Source organism: Arthrobacter sp. CAN_A2 (assembly GCF_015752045.1).
In the GTDB taxonomy this organism is placed as follows: Bacteria; Actinomycetota; Actinomycetes; order Actinomycetales; family Micrococcaceae; genus Arthrobacter_D.
Genome location: NZ_JADOUS010000012.1, coordinates 25,752 through 45,663 on the forward strand (window position 1 = coordinate 25,752; position 19,912 = coordinate 45,663).

Annotated in this window: 18 protein-coding genes and 2 tRNA genes; 8 read left to right on the forward strand and 12 right to left on the reverse strand. The window is 65.2% G+C overall.

Annotated elements, in window-relative coordinates; all coding sequences use genetic code 11:
- Positions 1-81: 81 nt before the first annotated feature.
- The 12 genes from IWX63_RS14630 to dnaA all read right to left on the reverse strand — a co-directional run bounded on the left by IWX63_RS14630 (position 82) and on the right by dnaA (position 13,107).
- On the reverse strand, positions 82-999 hold the full coding sequence (locus IWX63_RS14630) for a DMT family transporter (RefSeq protein WP_199278890.1): 918 nt from the start codon (positions 997-999) through the stop codon (positions 82-84).
- 88 nt (positions 1,000-1,087) lie between these two features.
- Positions 1,088-1,160, reverse strand: a tRNA-Ala gene (locus IWX63_RS14635).
- A gap of 48 nt (positions 1,161-1,208) precedes the next feature.
- Positions 1,209-1,325: a DLW-39 family protein gene (locus IWX63_RS16835; RefSeq protein WP_334685897.1), complete on the reverse strand. Its 117-nt coding sequence runs from the start codon at positions 1,323-1,325 to the stop codon at positions 1,209-1,211.
- Between the two features lie 38 nt (positions 1,326-1,363).
- Positions 1,364-1,437: transfer RNA gene (locus tag IWX63_RS14640), tRNA-Ile, on the reverse strand.
- Between the two features lie 101 nt (positions 1,438-1,538).
- Positions 1,539-2,072 (reverse strand): DUF3566 domain-containing protein, encoded by a 534-nt coding sequence (locus IWX63_RS14645; protein ID WP_199278891.1) that lies wholly within the window; start codon positions 2,070-2,072, stop codon positions 1,539-1,541.
- Positions 2,069-4,738 carry a DNA gyrase subunit A gene (gene gyrA / locus IWX63_RS14650; RefSeq protein ID WP_199278892.1) on the reverse strand — a complete coding sequence of 890 codons (2,670 nt, stop codon included), beginning with the start codon at positions 4,736-4,738 and terminating at the stop codon, positions 2,069-2,071. Before gyrA ends, IWX63_RS14645 begins: the two co-directional genes overlap by 4 nt.
- Before the next feature lie 175 nt (positions 4,739-4,913).
- Positions 4,914-6,926 carry a DNA topoisomerase (ATP-hydrolyzing) subunit B gene (gyrB, locus tag IWX63_RS14655; protein ID WP_334685902.1) on the reverse strand — a complete coding sequence of 671 codons (2,013 nt, stop codon included), beginning with the start codon at positions 6,924-6,926 and terminating at the stop codon, positions 4,914-4,916.
- Between the two features lie 272 nt (positions 6,927-7,198).
- On the reverse strand, positions 7,199-7,753 hold the full coding sequence (locus tag IWX63_RS14660; protein WP_199278923.1) for a DciA family protein: 555 nt from the start codon (positions 7,751-7,753) through the stop codon (positions 7,199-7,201).
- A gap of 61 nt (positions 7,754-7,814) precedes the next feature.
- The gene (gene recF, locus IWX63_RS14665; protein WP_199278893.1) at positions 7,815-9,110 is read right to left on the reverse strand and encodes a DNA replication/repair protein RecF; all 1,296 of its coding nucleotides are present in this window, start codon (positions 9,108-9,110) and stop codon (positions 7,815-7,817) included.
- Between the two features lie 10 nt (positions 9,111-9,120).
- On the reverse strand, positions 9,121-10,017 hold the full coding sequence (gene gnd / locus IWX63_RS14670) for a phosphogluconate dehydrogenase (NAD(+)-dependent, decarboxylating) (RefSeq protein WP_199278894.1): 897 nt from the start codon (positions 10,015-10,017) through the stop codon (positions 9,121-9,123).
- Positions 10,018-10,084: 67 nt separating this feature from the next.
- Positions 10,085-11,209: a DNA polymerase III subunit beta gene (gene dnaN, locus IWX63_RS14675; RefSeq protein ID WP_199278895.1), complete on the reverse strand. Its 1,125-nt coding sequence runs from the start codon at positions 11,207-11,209 to the stop codon at positions 10,085-10,087.
- Positions 11,210-11,691: 482 nt separating this feature from the next.
- Positions 11,692-13,107 carry a chromosomal replication initiator protein DnaA gene (dnaA, locus tag IWX63_RS14680; RefSeq protein ID WP_199278896.1) on the reverse strand — a complete coding sequence of 472 codons (1,416 nt, stop codon included), beginning with the start codon at positions 13,105-13,107 and terminating at the stop codon, positions 11,692-11,694.
- A 457-nt stretch (positions 13,108-13,564) separates the two neighbouring features.
- On the opposite strand from dnaA, the gene rpmH reads away from it, so the two are divergent.
- The 8 genes from rpmH (at position 13,565) to IWX63_RS14720 (ending at position 19,502) form a co-directional block, all read left to right on the forward strand.
- Positions 13,565-13,702: a 50S ribosomal protein L34 gene (gene rpmH / locus IWX63_RS14685; protein ID WP_022892375.1), complete on the forward strand. Its 138-nt coding sequence runs from the start codon at positions 13,565-13,567 to the stop codon at positions 13,700-13,702.
- A 91-nt stretch (positions 13,703-13,793) separates the two neighbouring features.
- On the forward strand, positions 13,794-14,165 hold the full coding sequence (rnpA, locus tag IWX63_RS14690; RefSeq protein ID WP_334685903.1) for a ribonuclease P protein component: 372 nt from the start codon (positions 13,794-13,796) through the stop codon (positions 14,163-14,165).
- Positions 14,166-14,203: 38 nt separating this feature from the next.
- Complete coding sequence (gene yidD, locus IWX63_RS14695; RefSeq protein WP_199278924.1) at positions 14,204-14,524, forward strand: membrane protein insertion efficiency factor YidD; 321 nt, start codon at positions 14,204-14,206, stop codon at positions 14,522-14,524.
- A 2-nt stretch (positions 14,525-14,526) separates the two neighbouring features.
- Positions 14,527-15,489 carry a membrane protein insertase YidC gene (yidC, locus tag IWX63_RS14700; RefSeq protein ID WP_199278898.1) on the forward strand — a complete coding sequence of 321 codons (963 nt, stop codon included), beginning with the start codon at positions 14,527-14,529 and terminating at the stop codon, positions 15,487-15,489.
- Positions 15,486-16,043, forward strand: a complete 558-nt coding sequence (locus IWX63_RS14705) for a Jag family protein (RefSeq protein WP_199278899.1) — start codon at positions 15,486-15,488, stop codon at positions 16,041-16,043. The genes yidC and IWX63_RS14705 overlap by 4 nt, the downstream gene beginning before the upstream one ends.
- Positions 16,036-16,704 (forward strand): 16S rRNA (guanine(527)-N(7))-methyltransferase RsmG, encoded by a 669-nt coding sequence (gene rsmG / locus IWX63_RS14710; protein WP_199278900.1) that lies wholly within the window; start codon positions 16,036-16,038, stop codon positions 16,702-16,704. The genes IWX63_RS14705 and rsmG overlap by 8 nt, the downstream gene beginning before the upstream one ends.
- 306 nt (positions 16,705-17,010) lie before the next feature.
- Complete coding sequence (locus tag IWX63_RS14715; protein ID WP_199278925.1) at positions 17,011-17,898, forward strand: ParA family protein; 888 nt, start codon at positions 17,011-17,013, stop codon at positions 17,896-17,898.
- Positions 17,899-18,335: 437 nt separating this feature from the next.
- Positions 18,336-19,502, forward strand: a complete 1,167-nt coding sequence (locus tag IWX63_RS14720; RefSeq protein WP_334685904.1) for a ParB/RepB/Spo0J family partition protein — start codon at positions 18,336-18,338, stop codon at positions 19,500-19,502.
- Positions 19,503-19,912 lie beyond the last annotated feature (410 nt).

Here is a 19,912-nt window from a genome sequence, read left to right on the forward strand (position 1 = left end):
GCGGGAACCCCCGGCCACCGGCCGGGGGTTCTTCTTGTTAAGTGCCATCACTCGTATCGTATATAACCGATCAAGAATATTCTAACCACCCAGGCCGGGCGGTGGGGCTGTCGCCGCTTGCGCTTCTGCGGGGGAACGGCGTGCCCTTCGTCGCTGCTGGCCTCGGATGACGACCGCCAGACCCACCAGGATGAGGACCAATCCGCCGTAGGTGCCCAGGGGGAGCTGCTCGCCCAGGAACACCGCAGCGAGGATCGCCGCTCCGGGGATCTCGAGCAGGATGATCATGGAGACGACGAGCGGGCTCATGACGGCCAGGAGATGATTGAACACGGAGTGACCCATGATCTGGGCCAGCAGCGTGACGGCGAGGATGCCCGCCCAGGCGGCGGGGCTGAAACCGACGATGGGCTGCCCGGTAACAGCACATAGGACCACCAGGATGATCGCGCAGGCGCCGTAGCAGAGCGTCGTATATGTCCCGGTGGACATGGTCCGACGGGCGGCGGCACCAGCCATCTGGTAGATCGCGGCCAGCGCCCCACCGGCCAGGGCGAGGAGGTCGCCGAGGAGTGCCTCCCTCGACAGCGAGAGATCGAATCCGGTGATGATGACGACGCCGAGGAAAGCGACTCCGAGCCCCGCCACCACTGCCGCCTGCGGCCGCGATCCCAGCAGGGCGTTGAACAGCGCGATCCACGCCACCTGGAGGCAGACGAGAGCCGTGGCCGCGGCGACCGACGTCAGCTTCAGTGCGGTGATGAAGCACGCGAAGTGGAGGGCGAGGGCGACGGCCGCGATGCCGAGCCGCCGGTACTCCGCCCGGGTCAGAGCGGCGAACTCCGCCCTCTTCGACACGACCGCGGGCCCTCCCATCAGGACGGCGCCGAGGAGGTTACGCCAGAAGGCGATGGCCAGGACCGGCGCTGCGGTGGCCGCCATGATCGGTCCGGATGCCGACACCCCGATGACTCCGAGGATCGAAAGGAAGATAGTCACCCGGCAACTGTAGGGCACGACATCAGCACCCCGTCACCCGTCCCGCCAATGCGAAAAGTCCCGGCTACCGGCCGGGACTTTTCTTCGGTGGAGGCACGGGGACTCGAACCCCGAACCCCCTGCTTGCAAAGCAGGTGCGCTACCAATTGCGCCATGCCCCCGAAAAGGACTTCATCCGGTGAATCGATCACCGACGCCGTTCCCTGAAGCTAAACCACTTCGTCCGTCGCATTGCTCCAGACGCTCTTGCTTTTCTCCGAATCCTTCCACCGCTTGTACACGAGGACACTTGCTGCAGCCGCTGCTGCGACGAGCAACTTCTTCACGACAGTCTCCTTGCAGTCACCTGCGAGTGGTGGATCCGTGGGCGTACCAGGACTTGAACCTGGGACCTCTTCGTTATCAGCGAAGCGCTCTAACCGCCTGAGCTATACGCCCCGATACCTCTTCGGGCCGAGACATGACTTTACAGTAGTGTCTCGGCATTCTTCAAATCGCCCGGGGGCGCCGAAGAGGACGGTCTCCTGGTCGTCGGAGGCCTAGTCGTCGGTCAGGGTGACGCCGATGCCACCGACGAGGGTGGACGAGATGTTGTACAGCACGGCCGAGAGCATGGCGAGGGCGGTCAGGAGTACGACGTTCACGACGGCGATGATCGTCGCGAAGGAGAGCACCTGCGGCAGGGAGGCGAACTGGCGGAGGTCGAAGCCACCACTCTCCGACCCTGCGATCTCGCGAAGCAGCTCATTGACCCCGTCGAAGATGCCGGTCAGGTCGAGGACGGTCCAGATGACGAAGGACGCGACCACGGTGACGATCCCGAGCGCAACGGACAGCAGGAACGACATCTTCAGGACCGACCACGGATCGACCTTGCTGACGAGCAGCCGGGCCTTGCGGGCCTTGGCCTTCGGAGCCGGCTTCACGAGGCCCGGGCGCTGCCCCGGCCGGGCGGTCTGTCCGGCGGACGCCGGACGCTGCGGCGGACGGGCGGGAGCGTTCACGCGCGACGGCGTCCCGGACGTTCGCACTGGTCCGCTGGACGACCGCGGGTTGGTGTTGGCCGAGCTCACTCGATACCTCCGTGTTCGGGCGACTCAGCGTCGGGCTCAGCCGTTTCCTCTGTCGACAACCGTACTTCATCGGCTGTGAACTCCGCAGGATCCTCCTGCGGGGTGATCGTCCCGATGACGTCGACATCCGGGCTGCCCTCGGCAGGATCCTCGATGAGGCCCTCCTCGACGGCGACGCTGCGCTCACTGTTCCGTGCGACGGCGATGATGCGGTCGGTCTTGTCCGGCTTCGCGAAGATGACACCCATGGTGTCGCGTCCCTTCGCGGGTACTCCGGCCACCGCCGAGCGCACCACCTTGCCGCCGCCCATGACCACGAGGACCTCGTCCTCTTCCTGGACGACCAGCGCCCCGACGAGGTCGCCACGCTCCTCGGCCAGCTTTGCGACCTTGATGCCCAGTCCGCCGCGACCCTGCACGCGGTAGTCGTCCACCTTCGTCCTCTTCGCGAAGCCGCCCTCGGTGACGATGAAGACGTAGGAGTCGTCCGTGACCACGTTCGCGGCCAGCAGTTCGTCGTCCGGACGGAACTTCATGCCGGTCACACCCGAGGTGGCACGCCCCATGGGCCGCAGGGCGTCGTCGTCGGCCGTGAACCGCAGCGACTGTCCCTTGCGCGAGACGAGCATGATGTCGTCGTCCCCGGACACCAGCTGCGCGGAGACGAGCTCGTCGTTGTCCCGCAGGTTGATCGCGATCACGCCGGCGGTGCGGTTCGTGTCGTAGTCCTCCAGTCGCGTCTTCTTCACCAGTCCGCGCTTGGTCGCCAGGACCAGGTACGGCGACTGCTGGTAGTCGCGCAGGTCCAGGACCTGGGCGATTGTCTCGTCGGGCTGGAAGGCCAGGAGATTCGCCACGTGCTGTCCCTTGGCGTCCCGTGCGGCCTCGACGAGTTCGTACGCCTTCGCGCGGTACACCCGGCCCAGGTTGGTGAAGAACAGGAGCCAGTGGTGGGTGGTCGTGACGAAGAAGTGCTCGACGACGTCGTCGCCGCGCAGCTGCGCGCCCCTGATGCCCTTCCCGCCGCGGGCCTGCTGGCGGTAGTTGTCACTCCGCGTGCGCTTGACGTAGCCCCCGCGGGTGATGGTCACGACCATCTCCTCCTCGGGGATCAGGTCCTCCATGCTCATGTCGCCGTCGTAGCCCATGAGGATCTCGGTGCGCCGCTCGTCGCCGAACTTGGCGACGATCTCCGCCAGCTCGGTGCTGACGATGCCGCGCTGCACGTCCTCGGAGGCGAGGATCCGGTTGAACTCCGTGATCATCGACTCGAGCTCGGCATGGCGGTCCTGAATCTTCTGCCGCTCGAGGGCCGCGAGGCGCCGGAGCTGCATGTTCAGGATGGCCGTGGCCTGCAGCTCGTCGATCGAGAGCAGCCCCATCAGCCCGTCCCGGGCCTGGTCGGTGGTGGACGAGGCGCGGATCAGCGCGATGACCTCGTCCAGGGCGTCGAGGGCCTTCAGCAGTCCACGGAGGATGTGGGCTTCCTCCTCCGCCTTGCGCAGCCGGTACCGGGTACGGCGCACGATGACCTCGAGCTGGTGGGTCACCCAGTGGCGGATGAACGCGTCGAGGCTGAGCGTGCGGGGTACGTCGTCGACGATCGCCAGCATGTTGGCGCTGAAGTTGTCCTGCAGCTGCGTGTGCTTGTAGAGGTTGTTGAGAACCACCTTCGCGACGGCGTCGCGCTTCAGCACGATCACGAGGCGCTGGCCCGTGCGGCCGGATGTCTCGTCGCGGAGGTCGGCGATGCCGCTGACCTTGCCGTCCTTGACCAGTTCGGCGATCTTGATCGCCAGGTTGTCGGGATTGGCCTGGTAGGGCAGTTCCGTGACGACGAGGCACGTCCGGTTCTGGATCTCCTCGACGTTGACGACGGCCCGCATGGTGACCGAGCCGCGACCCGTGCGGTAGGCGTCCTCGATACCCTTGTGCCCCAGGATCTGGGCGCCCGTGGGGAAGTCGGGTCCCTTGATACGCACGATCAGGGCCTCGAGGAGTTCTTCCTTCGTGGCCTGCGGGTTCTCGAGGTACCACTGGACCCCGTCGGCGACCTCGCGCAGGTTGTGCGGAGGGATGTTGGTGGCCATGCCGACGGCGATGCCGGAGGAGCCGTTGACGAGCAGGTTCGGGAAGCGCGACGGGAGGATCGTCGGCTCCTGGTTCTTGCCGTCGTAGTTGTCCTGGAAGTCGACGGTCTCCTCGTCGATGTCGCGCACCATCTCCATGGCGAGCGGGGCCATCTTCGTCTCGGTGTATCGCGGTGCCGCGGCGCCGTCGTTGCCGGGTGATCCGAAGTTCCCCTGGCCGAGCGCCAGCGGGTAGCGCATCGTCCAGTCCTGGATGAGGCGCACCAGGGCGTCGTAGATCGCCGAGTCGCCGTGCGGGTGGTACTGGCCCATGACCTCACCGACCACGCGGGCACACTTGTTGAACGAGCGGTCCGGCCGGTAGCCGCCGTCGAACATCGCGTAGAGCACACGGCGGTGCACGGGCTTCAGCCCGTCGCGGACGTCGGGCAGCGCCCGGCCCACGATGACCGCCATCGCGTAGTCCAGGTAGGACCGCTGCATCTCCGTCTGCAGGTCGACCTGCTCGACGCGGTCCGTCAGGACCTCGCCCTCGATGGGCTCGTCCGGTCCGTTGCCGGTGATGTCGTCACTCATGAATCAGTTCCGTTCGTCATTTTTTGCCCCGCAGTACTGGCGAATCTGAGCAAGGGTGGCCCCGACGTTCTGTGTAGGCGCTCGACCGGACTTCTCCCTTTCCCTCGCAAGCTCGGGTAGGGACCCTAAGTCCACTCTTACTTTCGTTGCGCCGGCAGAATGCCGGGGTTACCCGTCAGATATCGAGGAAACGCACGTCCTTGGCGTTCTGCTGGATGAAGTTGCGGCGGGACTCCACGTCCTCGCCCATGAGGACCGAGAACACCTGGTCGGCGGCCGCGGCGTCGTCCATGGTGACCTGCAGCAGGGTGCGGTGGTCGGGATCCATGGTGGTGTCCCACAGCTCCGTGTAGTCCATCTCGCCGAGACCCTTGTAGCGCTGGATCCCGTTGTCCTTGGGCAGGCGCTGGTTGTTCGCCAGGCCCATCTTGATGACCTCGTCGCGCTCCCTGTCGCTGAACACGTAGTCGTGCTTCGCGTTGGACCACTTGATCCGGTACAGCGGCGGCTGCGCGAGGTACACGAAGCCGTTCTCGATGAGCGGCCGCATGTAGCGGAACAGCAGGGTCAGCAGCAGCGTCGTGATGTGCTGGCCGTCCACGTCGGCATCGGCCATGAGCACGATCTTGTGGTACCGGGCCTTGTCGACGTTGAAGTCCTCGCCGATCCCCGCGCCGAAGGCGGTGATCATGGCCTGGACCTCGCTGTTGCCGAGGGCACGGTCGAGGCGGGCGCGCTCGACGTTCAGGATCTTGCCGCGCAGCGGCAGGATGGCCTGGGTCTCGGGGTTGCGCCCGCGGACTGCGGAGCCGCCGGCCGAGTCACCCTCGACGATGTAGATCTCGGAGCGCGCGGGGTCCTTGGACTGGCAGTCCTTGAGCTTTCCGGGCATCCCGCCGGATTCCAGCAGTCCCTTGCGCCGTGTGGACTCGCGCGCCTTGCGGGCCGCGAGGCGCGCCTGCGATGCCTGGATCGACTTCCGGATGACGTCGCGTGCCGGGCCGGGGTTGCGCTCCAGCCAGTCGCCGAGCTGGTCGGTGACCACGCGCTGGACGAAGCCCTTCGCCTCGGAGTTGCCGAGCTTGGTCTTCGTCTGGCCCTCGAACTGCGGCTCCGACAGCTTGACGGAGATGACGGCCGTCAATCCCTCCCGGATGTCGTCACCCGTGAGGTTGTCGTCCTTCTCCTTGATGATGTTCTTCTCGCGTGCGTACTTGTTGATCAGCGTGGTCATGGCCGCACGGAAACCCTCTTCGTGCGTGCCTCCCTCGTGCGTGTTGATCGTGTTCGCGTAGGTGTGCACGCTCTCCGAATACGCGGAGGTCCACTGCAGGGCCACCTCCACGGCCATCTTCCGGTCCGTGTCCTCGGTCTCGAAGGCGATCACGTCGGGGTGGATCACATCCACCCGCTTGGAGGAATTGAGATGACGGACGTAGTCCAGCAGCCCGTTCTCGTACAGGTACACGACCTCCCGATGCTTCGGCTCGCCGTCGGAGGTCTGCGCGCTCTCGGCCTCGGCGACCTCGTCCACCTCCACCGCGTCCACGCGCTCGTCCGTCAGCGTGATGCGCAGTCCCTTGTTGAGGAAGGCCATCTGCTGGAACCGTGCGCGGAGGGTCTCGAAGTCGAACTCGGTGCTCTCGAAGATCGAGTCGTCCGGATAGAACGTCTGCGTGGTCCCTGTCTCGGACGTCTCCTCGCCCTTCCGCAGCTCGCCGACGGGCTTCCCGCCGTCCCCGAAGGTCTGCCTCCACACGTGGCCCTGGCGACGGACCTCCGTCTCGACGCGGCTGGACAGGGCGTTGACGACGGAGATGCCGACGCCGTGCAGGCCACCGGATACGGCGTAGCCACCGCCGCCGAACTTGCCGCCCGCGTGGAGGATGGTCATCACCACTTCCACGGTCGGCCGGCCCTCGGTGGGGTGCATGTCCACAGGGATGCCTCGGCCGTTGTCGACGACCTTGACGCCGCCGTCGGACTGGAGCGAGATCTCGATGTGGTCGCAGTATCCTGCCAGGGCCTCGTCGACCGAGTTGTCCACGACTTCGTACACGAGGTGGTGCAGGCCGCGGGGCCCGGTCGATCCGATGTACATACCCGGGCGCTTCCGGACCGCTTCCAGCCCTTCGAGCACCGTGATCTCATTGGCGCCGTAGGCGTGTTCGGTGGCCGCCTCCAGGATCGGGGACTCGCCGTCGCCTATTTTCACGTCGCTTGCATTCAACTCGTTCTCGTGTGCCACAGGCGTAGACGGCTCCTCAGCTGGATCGACCAAAACAATCTCCCCTATTCTACCCTGCGGAGGGCCGCCGTCCGGCGCGAACACCCCTTCACTGGCCAATAAACCCGGGTCAGACCGGATAGCAGTACCATCCGTGAGCCCGGATACGACCGCCGGGACCCTGATTGGCCTACAGGCCGCTCAGCGGACAGCCCGGCCGGACCTTTTCGATCTCACCCGTAGGTGTCCCGCGGGCCGCGGCCCTTGACGGTGCGTCCGCCCTTGCGCCAGCTCGGCGCGGCGGGCCCGATGACCGAGAGCCGCGTCACGACGCCCGCGCCGAGTTCGGCCTCGAACCGCTGCAGCACCTGGGGGGTGATGAGGCGCAGCTGCGTGGCCCAGGCCGTCGAATCACACCGGACCAATACGGTGTCCGCGTCGAAGCTCTCCGGCACACAGTGCGCCGCGATGTCGGCTCCGACGATCTCGCTCCAGCGCGACAGCACCGACCCGATCGCAACCGGGGACTTCCAGCCCCGCTCGGCGAGCATCCGCGAGAAGACATTTCCCACGCCTTCCGGGTCCCGCCCGCCGTACACCGGCTCCGGCGAGTACGGACGCCGCGTGGTCTTCGCCGCCTTCTTCGACGCCGCCTCGCGCGGCGTACCCCTGGCCTGCGACGCGCTTCGCAGCCGGTTGAGCAGGGCCTGGGGGGCGTCCTGTTCCGGGAACTCCTCTCCCGTCCCGGGCGCCGACGCTTCTCCGTCCCCCTGCGCACGCCCAGGCATCCGATCGCCGGCGCGGCGCGGGTCCTGTCCCTCCGCGGGAGGAGTCTCCCCGGAGGACCGGTCAGACATCTATTCCTCCGACGGCATGGACGTCGGGGTCGGACCGCTCGGCGGTGGCTTCCGATGCGGCATCACCGGTTCCCCTCGCGGCGCCGCCGGTGTCCCCAGCCGGCGCGATGGCTCCGGGAACGACGCGAAGCTGCCGTCCCACGAGCGCCGCGGGGATGTCGTCGCCCACGGCCGCGGTGACGAGGACCTGCTCGGCGGGCGCCACGATGGCGGCGAGCCGGGCGCGACGCTGTGTATCGAGTTCCGCGAAGACATCGTCGAGGATGAGCACCGGGTCTCCACCCGGCGTCCGGTCCTCCTCCAGCATCAGGTAATACGATGCCAGCCGCAGCGCCAGCGCCATCGACCAGGTCTCGCCGTGGGAGGCATAGCCCTTGACGGGAACCCCTCCGAGCAGCAGCGCGAGCTCGTCGCGATGCGGACCCACGAGGGAGATCCCGCGCTCGAGTTCCTTCTTGCGGTGTCGCAGGAGACCCGCGGTGAACAGTTCGGTGAGTGCGCCCTGGTCGAGCCCACCCAGTCCGTCATCGGCACCACGGTGCCCCGGATGCGTGCCGTCGTCCTCCGCCGAGGGATCCGACGACGGCGAGACACTCGAGACATAGGCGGTGTCGGCGGGCTTCGAACCATCCGTCAGCTCCTGGTAGGCGCGCTGGACATGCGGGCGGAGCTTGTCGACGAGCACCAGACGCGCGGACAGCAGCCGCGCTCCGGACTCGGCGAGGTGCTGGTCCCACACATCGAGGGTGGACTCGTGCGCCGTCGAGAACCTGCCCGCCGCGCGGGCCGACTTCAGCAGGGCGTTGCGTTGCTTCAGCACCCGCTCGTACTCCGCCCGCAGCGCGGACTGGTGCGGCAGCAGTGACACCATGACCTCGTCCAGGTACCGGCGGCGCACCGATGGGTCACCCTTGACGAGGGTGAGGTCCTCCGGAGCGAAGAGGACTGTCTTCAGGATCCCCGCCGCATCCCTGGCACGTACGGGATTGGACCTGTTGATCCGCGCGCGGTTCGCGGAGTCGGCGTTGATCTCGACTTCCACGCTCGTGCGCTGCGCTCCGCGGACCAGCCGACCCCTGATGATCGCCCGTTCCTCGCCGAAGGCGATCAGTGGCTTGTCCGTGGTGACCCGGTGCGAGGACAGGGTCGCGAGGTATCCGATCGCCTCGACGATGTTGGTCTTCCCCACACCGTTCGGTCCGACGAAGACGGTGATGCCCGGCTCGATGGCGGTATCGAGCTGCCCATAGCTCCGGAACCCGGTGAGCGAGAGGTGCTCAACGTACACCGGAGGACACTTACTCGGACTTCGGCCGGGCGGGCCTGACGGCGTGTCCGCCGAATTGGTTGCGCAGCGCAGCGACCATCTTCATGGACGGGGAGTCCTCCTGCCTCGAATTGAACCGGGCGAACAGGGCTGCGGTGATCGCAGGCGCCGGAATCGAATGGGCGATGGCCTCCTCGACGGTCCATCGGCCCTCTCCCGAATCCTCCACGTAACCGGCGATCTTCGTCAGACCCGGATCCTCCTGCAAGGCCTTGACCACCAGGTCCAGCAACCAGGACCGGACGACGGTGCCCTTCTGCCAGGCCGCGAACGTGCCATGGACATCCTTCACGATGTCCTTGGCCTCGAGCAGTTCGTAGCCCTCCGCGTAGGACTGCATGAGCCCGTACTCGATCCCGTTATGGACCATCTTGGCGTAGTGGCCTGCTCCGACGTCGCCGACGTGCACGAAGCTCTCCGCGCGGTCGCCCTCGGGACGCAGTGCATCGAAGATGGGCAGGGCACGTTCGACATCCTCGTCGCTGCCCCCGGCCATCAGGCCGTAGCCGTTCTCCAGACCCCATATGCCGCCCGAGACGCCGCAATCCAGGAACCGGATCCCCTGCTGCGCGAGCAGGGTCGCGTGGATCTGGTCGTCCGTGAACTTGGAGTTGCCCCCGTCGATCACGAGGTCCCCTTCGGACAGAAGGTGCGACAGATCGGTGACCACAGCGTGCGTGATCTCACCGGCCGGAACCATGACCCAGATGATCCGTGGGGCGGGCAGGGACGAGACGAGTTCCTCGAGGCTCGACACGTCCGTGCGATCAGGAGCACGATCGAACCCGGTGACCCCGATCCCCTTCGCCTGGAGTCGTTCCCTCATATTGAATCCCATTTTTCCGAGTCCAACGAGACCGATGTGCATGAGCTCTCTTCCTGACGATGCGTTCGTCCGGCCGCCGGCCGGGCTGTGCGACCCGATGATGGGCGGACTACAGATTGGGCAGTCGGACAGGCATCAGCAGGTACCGGTAATCTTCCCTATCCTCGCCGGATGCGTCCTCCTGGGCCGAGATGACCGCCGGTTTCGGAGGCGAGGTGAAGGAGAACCGTACGTAGGGGCTGCTGAAGGCCCCGAGTCCCTCGCTGAGGTAATGCGGGTTGAACGCGACGGTGATGTCATCACCGTCGAGCGTTGCCTCGATCCCCTCGGAGGCTTGGGCATCCTCCCCGGTTCCGGCATCGAGGGTCACCTGACCCTCGGAGAAGGCGAGGCGGACGGGCGTGTTGCGCTCGGCGACAAGTGAGACGCGACGTACCGCTTCCACGAGCGCGCTGGTCTGCACGGTCGCGTGGATCGGTGTGGTCGCAGGGAACAGCGACCTGATCTTGGGGTAGTCCCCGTCCACGAGCAGAGAGGTGGTGCGGCGCCCCCCGGATTCGAAGCCGATGAGTTCCGAGTTGTCCGAGAACGCGATGTTCAGTTCGCCGGCACCGCCCAGGGTCTTCGCGACCTCGCTGAGGGTCTTGGCCTTCACGAGGGCGCTGGTCGAGATGCCTGGCGTCGTCGGTTTCCAGGAGACTTCGCGAAGTGCCAGCCGGTAGCGGTCCGTGGCAAGCAGCGTGATCAGGTCGTCCTCGATCTCCATCCGCACCCCGGTGAGGATGGGCAGGGTGTCGTCACGGCTTGCGGCGATGATGACCTGCGATACTGCCTGGGCGAAAGCGTCCCCGTCGACGACGCCGCTGACCGCGGGCAGCTTCGGGAGCTCCGGATATTCCCCTTCGGGCATAGTCGCGAGGTTGAAACGACTGTTCCGGCATGTGAGTGTCACCTTCGACCCGTCGGTGGCCACTTCGACGGGTGCGGACGGCAGGCTTCGGCAGATATCCGCGAGGAGCCGTCCGGACACGAGGATCGTGCCTTCTTCGAGGACGTCGGCAGGGATCTCGAGCCGGGCGGAGATCTCGTAGTCGAAGCTCGCGAGGCTGAGCATGCCGCCTTCGGCTTTGATCAGGAGGCCGGCGAGGACGGGCACGGGTGGTCGCGGTGACAGGGAACGGGCGGTCCAGGACACAGCCTCTGCAAGTACATCCCGCTCAACTCTGAATTTCACGGAGCAGTGCCGCCTTTCGCCAGATCAAAAAAACAGCCACCGGCGAATCGCCGGCGGATGGTCGGGTCCGATGCCTGGACGGATGTCCCCATGGCAAGGGAACTACAACCCTACTGGGTCAAAGCTTAGCCGGATAGCGAGCTCGCGGAGCGGGCTCGCTCCGTGCCGGTGTGAGGTGTGCGGGACGTGGAATGTTATTTGACGAGCTTTTGAAGTTTAAGGTTCGTAGTGTTAATAACTGCTGTGGATTCTGTGGATAACCCCGCCTGTCGAGGCGCTACCGCGGATTTTGCCTGTGGATAACATGTGTGTTCGATCGACGGCCTGCAGGAGGTCCCTGTGGGCAGAATCCTTGTGATTCCGCGGATCCACAGGTAGAGGGGGGTTTATCCTCAGGCTGGACCGGGATGTCCCCCCAGTTATCCACAGTTGTGTCCACACCTGTTAATTACGGGTGGGTGCTGCTGCGGGTCGCTGGAGGGTCAGGCTTCCCGCTGCTTGTGCTTGATCCGGTTGGTGAGTTCGGTGACCTGGTTGAAGATCGCACGGCGTTCGGCCATGAGCTCGCGGATCTTCCGGTCGGCGTGGATGACGGTGGTGTGGTCGCGCCCTCCGAGTTCCTGTCCGATCTTCGGAAGGGACATGTCGGTCAGCTCGCGGCAGAGGTACATCGCGATCTGCCGCGCGGTCACCAGAGTCCGAGTGCGCGACTTGCTGCACAGTTCTTCCATGCTGATCTGGAAGTAGTCCGCCGTCTGCGCCATGATCACCGTCGAGGTGATCTCCTGCGCGCCGTCGGCGGAAATCAGATCCTTCAGGACGATCTCCGCCAGGTTCACGTCAACGGGCTGGCGGTTCAGGCTGGCGAAGGCCGTCACCCTGATGAGGGCACCCTCGAGCTCGCGGATGTTCGTGGCGATCTTCGAGGCGATGTACTCCAGCACGTCATCGGGCGCGCTCAGGCTGTCGCTGATCGCCTTCTTCCGGAGGATGGCGATGCGCGTCTCCAGTTCGGGAGGCTGGATATCCGTCAGCAGGCCCCACTCGAAGCGGGAGCGCATGCGTTCCTCGAATCCGATGAGCTGCTTGGGTGGCAGATCGGAAGTGATGACGACCTGCTTGCTGTGGTTGTGCAGGGCGTTGAAGGTGTGGAAGAACTCCTCCATGGTCCGGTCCTTGCCGGACAGGAACTGGATGTCATCGATCAGCAGGATGTCCACGTTGCGATAGGTCTGCTTGAAGCTCGAACCCTCGTCGTCGCGGATCGAATTGATGAAGTCGTTAGTGAACTCCTCGGAATTCACGTAGCGGACACGGATGCCGGTGTAGAGATGCCTGGCGTAGTGGCCGATGGCGTGCAGCAGATGGGTCTTGCCCAGCCCCGAGTCACCGTAGATGAACAGGGGGTTGTAGGCCTTCGCCGGAGCTTCCGCCACCGCTACAGCAGCCGCATGGGCGAAGCGGTTCGACGACCCGATGACGAAGGTGTCGAAGATGTACTTCGGATTGAGTCGGCCGAACTCGTGCGAGTTGCTGGGCGGCGTCGGGGATGGTTTGGCTTCACCCTTCGGCTCCGGGGACGGCTGCGCCGGCGCTTCCTGCTCCGGGACGTCCACGGCGACGGGCGTCAGCTCGGGATCGATGACGAACGCGCATTGGATGTCCTCGCGGAACACATCACGCAGCGCCTCGTCGAGGGCCCCCTTCAGTTGGGTCTGCAGCACCTCGCGGGTGAGTTCGTTCGGCACGGCGATGAGCATCGTGGTGCCGATGAGCCCCTGCGCCTGGGCGAGGACCATGAAGCCGCGCTGGCGGGGCGTGACGCGGTCGTCCTGTTCGAGGGTGCGGATGACTTTACGCCAGGAGCTCCCGACGTCGTTTACCTCATCTGTACCCACGAAGACCCCTCTTGGCTGTGCTTCCAGTCGAAAATGTCCGTCATCCACAGAGTTGTGCACATGTCGTGGATAAACGGACCAGAGCCAAGACTAGAGGATGAAAAGTGCAGAAGATAGCGGATTGGTGCGGCGTGGGAGCCCTCACAGGGGGTGTGGCTCATGCCCGTCGGGGGGCGTGTAGGGTGATTTGAGGACGAGTTGTCCACAGGGTGGTGGATCGATCGTCCACAAGCCGTCTGGCGCGAGTTTGACGGCCGTCAGCGCTGTCCCCTACCGTTGTGTAGTCCAACATGTCTGCATTTCGCATGCCATCACAGATGTTCCCGGGTACTAAGTGGCCTCGGGAGGTGACAGCTCTCCCGCGAATGTCGGATGTACACCTTCATCGCGTCAGTCTGTTCTTCCCCCTTGTTGCAATGGGCCGGACGCATCTCAAGATCGTTCTGGAGTAACTACAGTGAGCAAGCGGACTTTTCAGCCGAATAACCGCCGTCGTGCCAAGAAGCACGGCTTCCGTCTTCGCATGCGGACCCGCGCTGGTCGTGCCATCCTGTCGGCGCGCCGCGGCAAGGGCCGTACCGAACTCTCGGCATAAGCGGTTCCTCCCTCGCCATGCATCCTTCGGATGATCGCGTCGGCATGGGTCTCCCTTCCTCGGCAAGGGACAGGATCTCCCCATGCTCCCGATGATCCACCGGGTGAGAACGGCAGCGGATTTTGCACGTACCGTACGTTCCGGTGCCCGGTCAGGGCGCCGGAACGTTGTGCTATATGGCGCCAGGACGGTGGACTCCGCCCCCTCGAGGGTCGGGTTCATCGTGGGCAAGAACGTCGGGAACGCGGTCACCCGCAACCTCGTTAAACGGAGGCTGCGTCATATGTCGGCGGAGTGGGTCGTCGCGAATCCCCGCGGGTACGACGTCGTCGTGCGCGCCCTACCGCCGGCCGCTGACAGCGACTGGCCGGCCCTGACCAGGGACTTCGAGAACTGTGTGTCCACGGTCGCGCGGAAGCTGAAGGGCTCGGAACCAGCGGGAAGGCGGGGCGGAGTATCGTGAGTGACGTCGCTCTCCGGGTGCTGGCCTTCGTCGTCGGAATGCCGCGCCTGATGGTGATCGGACTCCTGATTGCGTACCGGAAGGTCATCTCTCCGCTGTACGGGCCGGTGTGCCGTTTCTACCCGAGCTGCTCGGCGTATGCGCTCGAGGCGGTGACCGTCCACGGAGTAGTGCGTGGCATCTGGCTCGCGTCGAAGCGGCTGGTGCGATGCCACCCCTGGAACGACGGCGGCGTGGACCACGTCCCCCCGGGCGGCCGGCGTTTCCGTGAAGGGAACGTGCCAGCGATAGTTGTGTTGAACCACCCGGTGATTCCGGCCGATGACGAAAGCCGCCCCGCGGCCCGAGGAGCAGACTGATTATGGGTTTTTTTGAGACGATCCTGACACCGTTCAGGTGGCTCGTGTCGTGGATCATGTTCATGTTCCACGAGGGCTTCACGTTCCTCGGAATGAATCCCGCATCCGGGTGGACCTGGGTGCTGTCGATCATCGGCCTCGTCGTCGTCATCCGTGCCGCACTCATCCCCGTGTTCGTGAAGCAGATCAAGGCGCAGCGTGGCATGCAGGCGCTCCAGCCGGACCTGCGCAAGCTGCAGCAGAAGTACAAGGGAAAAACGGACCAGCTCTCGCGCCAGGCGATGACGCAGGAACAGATGGCCCTGTACAAGAAGCACGGGACGAACCCGTTCGCCGCGTGCCTCCCGATCCTCATCCAGATGCCGTTCTTCTTCGCCCTCTTCACGGTCCTCAACGGGATCTCGCGGGCCAGCGAGGACAACGAGGGGATCGGTGCGCTGTCGCCGGACTCCGTCCGCGAGTTCGACGACGCGACGATCTTCGGCGCCCCCCTCTCCTCGACGTTCCTCGGCAGCTTCGGCGCCGACGGGAACATCAGCGTCATCATCCTCTCCGTGATCATGATCATCGCCATGACGGCGTCGCAGTTCATCACGCAGAAGCAGATCATGGCGAAGAACATGTCCGAAGAGGCCATGCAGAGCCCCTTCATGCGTCAGCAGAAGATCATGCTGTACATCCTCCCGCTGGTGTTCGGTATCGGTGGCATCAACTTTCCGATCGGTGTGCTCGTCTACTGGACGACCACCAACGTGTGGACGATGGCGCAGCAGTTCTACGTCATCCGCAAGATGCCCACCCCGGGGTCCCCCGCCGCCAAGGCCCTCGCGGACCGGCGTGCGAAGAAGGGCCTGCCCATGGTCCCGCTGCTCGGAGAACGGAAGAGCGAGCCGGCCGTCGAGACGGTGCCGGAGCCCCGAAGCCAGCGTGTTCAGCCCCAGCGCAAGAAGAGGAAGAGGCGATGACGGTAGACGACGAAGAGCAGATCGCCGGTAACCAGCCGGAGCCCGACGACGACGTCGAGATTCCGTCGACGAGCAAGGCAACCCGACTCGACGAAGAGGGAGACGTCGCAGCGGACTACCTCGAGGAGTTGCTCGACATCGCGGATATCGACGGGGATATCGACATCGAGGTCCGCAGCGGCCGGACGTACATCTCGATCGTGTCCGAGGGCACAGCGGACACAGGACTGGGCTCGCTCGTCGGGCGCGACGGCGAAGTGCTGGAAGCCCTGCAGGAGCTGACGCGCCTCAGTGTGCTGACCGCCACCGACACGCGGTCGCGGCTGGTCCTGGATGTGGATGGCTACCGCGACAGACGCGGGCGTGAACTGACGAAGATCGCGCAGGACGCCGTCGAGAAGGTCAAGGAATCCGGGGAGGACATGGCGCTCGCGCCGATGTCCGCCTACGAGCGGAAGATCGTGCACGACGTCGTCGCCGACCTCGGGTTCGTGAGCGAGTCCGAGGGCGAGGGACAAGCGCGGCACATCGTCGTCTCCCCCAGCGATGACTGATCCCGCCCGCAGTGATGCCGGCGGCCCTGAGCCGACGGCGGAGGAGATGACGGCGGCTTCCGCGGTGTTCGGTGACCGGCTCGGACTCGCCCGCGACTTCGTGGTCCACCTCGCCACGTCGGGGATCGAGCGTGGGTTGCTCGGTCCGAGGGAAGTGCCTCGCCTCTGGGGGCGTCACGTCCTCAACTGTGCCGTGGTGGCGGAACTCATGGACGCCGATGCGTCGGTCGTCGATGTCGGGAGCGGGGCAGGCCTTCCCGGTCTGGCGATAGCCATCGCCCGCCCTGATCTCCACCTGGATCTCGTCGAGCCGCTCGAGCGGCGTGTCACCTGGTTGAAGGAGGTCGTGAACGACCTCGCACTGGAGAATGTGACCGTGCACCGCGCACGCGCGGAGGAGATGGTGGGCACCCTTCACGGTGACTACGTCACGGCGCGGGCGGTGTCCGCCCTCACCACGCTCGCGGGCTGGACCATCCCCCTGACCAGGCCCGGAGGGCAGGTCCTCGCCATTAAGGGACGCAGTGCCGGCGAGGAGATCGACAAGGCCCGCAAGGTCATCCGGAAACTGGGCGGGGGGACGGCGGAGATCGTGACAGCGGGTGCCGACGTCCTCGACGAGCCCACGACGGTTGTGCGAATCCCCGTCCGTACGGTCTGAGTTCCCCGCCGATCCCCGGGCGGTGCCGTGGTCCCGTGCGGCGCGGGTTATCCCGTTACCCTTGTAGATAACGACGTCTGGCATGTGAGAGTGAGCTACTGAGTGACCATCAAGGACGCCCCCGCGAAGAAATCCGAGCCACGATCGGCTTCAGGATCCCATCTCGCCGTTGGATTGCGTGAAATACAACCCGGAGTGTTTTCAGATCCTGCCAACACTGGTGTTGTTTCACGTGAAACCACCGTGGCCACCTCCGACTCCGTCGGTTCCCCCGCGGCGAAGAAGCTGGTCAAGGGGAAGAGCGTGATGGAGGCGATGGATGACTCATCCCCCCTCGGACGTGAACTTGCGAGCGAGACCAGGCGCCGCGAGAAACTCCTGGGCAAGGAGCTTCCCCGGCCGAAGAGCACCCGGATCATGACGATCAGCAATCAGAAGGGTGGGGTGGGCAAGACGACGACGACGGTCAACATCGCCGCGGCCCTCGCAACCGCCGGACTGCAGGTCCTGGTGATCGACATCGATCCCCAGGGGAACGCATCGACCGCTCTGAACATCGATCACCACGCCGACGTTGACTCGATCTACGATGTCCTCATCGACGACGTGCCGCTGGGCGACGTCGTCGCGGCCTGCCCGGATGTCCCTAATCTGATCTGCGCTCCGGCCACGATCCATCTTGCCGGCGCCGAGATCGAACTGGTCTCCCTCGTCGCGCGCGAGCAGAGGCTTCGGCGGGCTATCGACGTGTACGCCAAGGAGCGTGAGAAGAAGGGTGAGCCGCGCCTGGACTTCGTCTTCATCGACTGCCCGCCGAGCCTGGGACTGCTGACCGTCAATGCCTTCGTAGCCGCGAAGGAGGTCCTGATCCCGATCCAGTGCGAGTACTACGCGCTCGAAGGACTGAGCCAGCTCCTGAAGAACATCGAGATGATCCAGAAGCACCTCAACGCCGACCTCACAGTCTCGACGATCCTGCTCACCATGTATGACGGGCGGACGAATCTTGCGGCCCAGGTGGCAGCGGAAGTCCGTGAGCACTTCCCCCAGCAGGTGCTGAAGGCAGTAGTCCCGCGGTCCGTCAGGATCTCCGAGGCCCCGAGCTACCAGCAGACCGTCATGACATATGACCCCTCATCCAGTGGCGCTCTCTCCTATCAGGAAGCGGCGGCTGAAATCGCCTCGCGGTCCTGACGACGGGCCGACCATCGGTCCGCTGGACCCGCAAGACGTAGAACCGGAGCCTCGCTCCGAAACGTGGAAGGAATGACATGGCGGAGAAGAAGCGTGGCCTGGGCCGGGGGTTAGGCGCTTTGATTCCCAGCGCGCCTGTTGAAGAGGTCCCGGAGCAGGCCGAACCGGAACGTGTTCCGGAGAAGCGGGAGGTCCGGCGGTCGGACAGTTCAGCCACCTCCCGAAAGCAAGGGGGACGGCCGGTAGACCTCTTCTTCGAGCGTGTCACCGAGGACGACGTGGCAGAGCAGCCACGCTCCTATTCGTCGGCCCTGCGAACAGGCATCAACAAGAATGTGCTCGACGCACAAACCAAACGGGTTGCAAAGGGAACTTCCCGGAAGCCAGCGGGCACCGGCGTCCCCCACAGCGCAGGCAGCAAGTCCACGAGCAATGGGATGCCGACGGCCGCAGGCGGATCCTCCGAGGGTACGACCCCCGTGGTCGAGGGCGCCCATGCCGATGGGACAAACGACGACACCAGCCCGTCCGTCGGCCTCCCCTCTTCCGGAGAAGGGGAGGACGCATCATCCTCGGGCACGACGAAGCGGCAGCCGGACAGCGGTGAGGTCTCCGCTGGAGCCGCAGGCGACGTGACCGTGCATGGACCGGATTCGGCTGTCGACCGCGGGCCGACGCCTGCGATTGAGGCCCACGCTCCTACACCACGTGTTTCACGTGAAACGGCCAGTGCCTCGGCCCCGCCCAGCACCGGGGAACGGGCGGAACCGGCGGATGGGCTCATCGACGTGCCGGGTGCCCGGTTCGCCGAGCTGTCGCTCGACAGCATCCACCCGAACCGCAAGCAGCCACGCGTCGAATTCAACGAGGACGAGCTGGCGGAGTTGGTGCACTCGATCCGGGAGATCGGAGTCTTGCAGCCTGTGGTGGTGCGTCCGTCCAAGGAGGAAGGCGACGCTCCCTATGAACTGGTCATGGGTGAGCGCCGGCTGCGGGCGTCGCGCGAGGCGGGAATGGAGACCATCCCCGCAATCATCCGCTCGACGCTCGACGACGACCTCCTCCGGGATGCACTTCTGGAGAACCTCCACCGCAGTGCCCTGAACCCCCTGGAAGAGGCCGCAGCCTATCAGCAGCTCCTCGATGACTTCGGTTGTTCCCATGACGAACTCGCAGGAAGACTCGGTCGCTCGCGCCCTCAGATCTCCAACACGCTCCGCCTGATGAAACTGCCCCCGCTTGTCCAGCGCCGATTGGCTGCGGGAATCCTCTCTGCGGGTCACGCGCGGGCCCTGCTCGGTCTTGCCGATGCTGCTGAAATGGAGAAGCTGGCGCAACGAATCGTCGCTGAGGGGTTGTCCGTCAGGTCGACCGAGGAGATCGTCGCCCTGAGCGGAGGGCTTCGACGGCCGACCAAAACGGCGACACCGAAGGACGGGGCCCGCCACGAGCGCCTGGACTATCTCGCCACCTCCCTGTCCGACCGGCTCGATACAAACGTGAAGATCACACTCGGCGCGAAGAAGGGCCGTGTGAGTATCGAGTTCGCGAGCGTCGACGACCTCAATAGGATCATCGGAGTCTTGTCTCCTTCCAAGGACTGACGGAAGGCTTGGCGCTCGGTTTCACGTGAAACGCTCGACCCGGTCGAAAGTAACGACCGTGGCCGGGATCGTCGTCGCCATGGAATTGTGTACTTGGCGCTGGGGGAGATCCACAGGCAAGGTCCTCCGGTCCCCTTGGATCCTTCATGTAATCACCAAGGGCGTTGCATTTTCGGCCGCAAAACCCCCCCCGCCATGAGGGGCGGTGTGGACCGAAGCCCAGGACGTCCGTGCGCCGGGGCCTCAGACGGACATCGGGAGTGCCATGGCCACCTCGATGTGCGTACATTTCCGTTCGGTACGCGGCCCCCAGGACCGCTGCGCTGCCTGTTTTCCAGGTCCTGCTTCGAAACACCAGACAATCACCCGTGTTCGGAATGCAGTTTCACGTGAAACATCGCGGTTCCTTG

What these genes read in the sequence shown, in the direction of transcription:
- yidD (WP_199278924.1), top strand. Translation starts at nt 14,204, where the DNA reads ATGCCGCGCCTGATGGTGATCGGACTCCTGATTGCGTACCGGAAGGTC.
- rsmG (WP_199278900.1), top strand. Translation starts at nt 16,036, where the DNA reads ATGACTGATCCCGCCCGCAGTGATGCCGGCGGCCCTGAGCCGACGGCG.
- IWX63_RS14660 (WP_199278923.1), bottom strand. Translation starts at nt 7,753, where the DNA reads ATGCCTGGGCGTGCGCAGGGGGACGGAGAAGCGTCGGCGCCCGGGACG.
- gnd (WP_199278894.1), bottom strand. Translation starts at nt 10,017, where the DNA reads ATGCACATCGGTCTCGTTGGACTCGGAAAAATGGGATTCAATATGAGG.
- IWX63_RS14705 (WP_199278899.1), top strand. Translation starts at nt 15,486, where the DNA reads ATGACGGTAGACGACGAAGAGCAGATCGCCGGTAACCAGCCGGAGCCC.
- IWX63_RS14720 (WP_334685904.1), top strand. Translation starts at nt 18,336, where the DNA reads ATGCCGACGGCCGCAGGCGGATCCTCCGAGGGTACGACCCCCGTGGTC.
- IWX63_RS14715 (WP_199278925.1), top strand. Translation starts at nt 17,011, where the DNA reads ATGGAGGCGATGGATGACTCATCCCCCCTCGGACGTGAACTTGCGAGC.
- rnpA (WP_334685903.1), top strand. Translation starts at nt 13,794, where the DNA reads ATGATCCACCGGGTGAGAACGGCAGCGGATTTTGCACGTACCGTACGT.
- gyrA (WP_199278892.1), bottom strand. Translation starts at nt 4,738, where the DNA reads ATGAGTGACGACATCACCGGCAACGGACCGGACGAGCCCATCGAGGGC.
- yidC (WP_199278898.1), top strand. Translation starts at nt 14,527, where the DNA reads ATGGGTTTTTTTGAGACGATCCTGACACCGTTCAGGTGGCTCGTGTCG.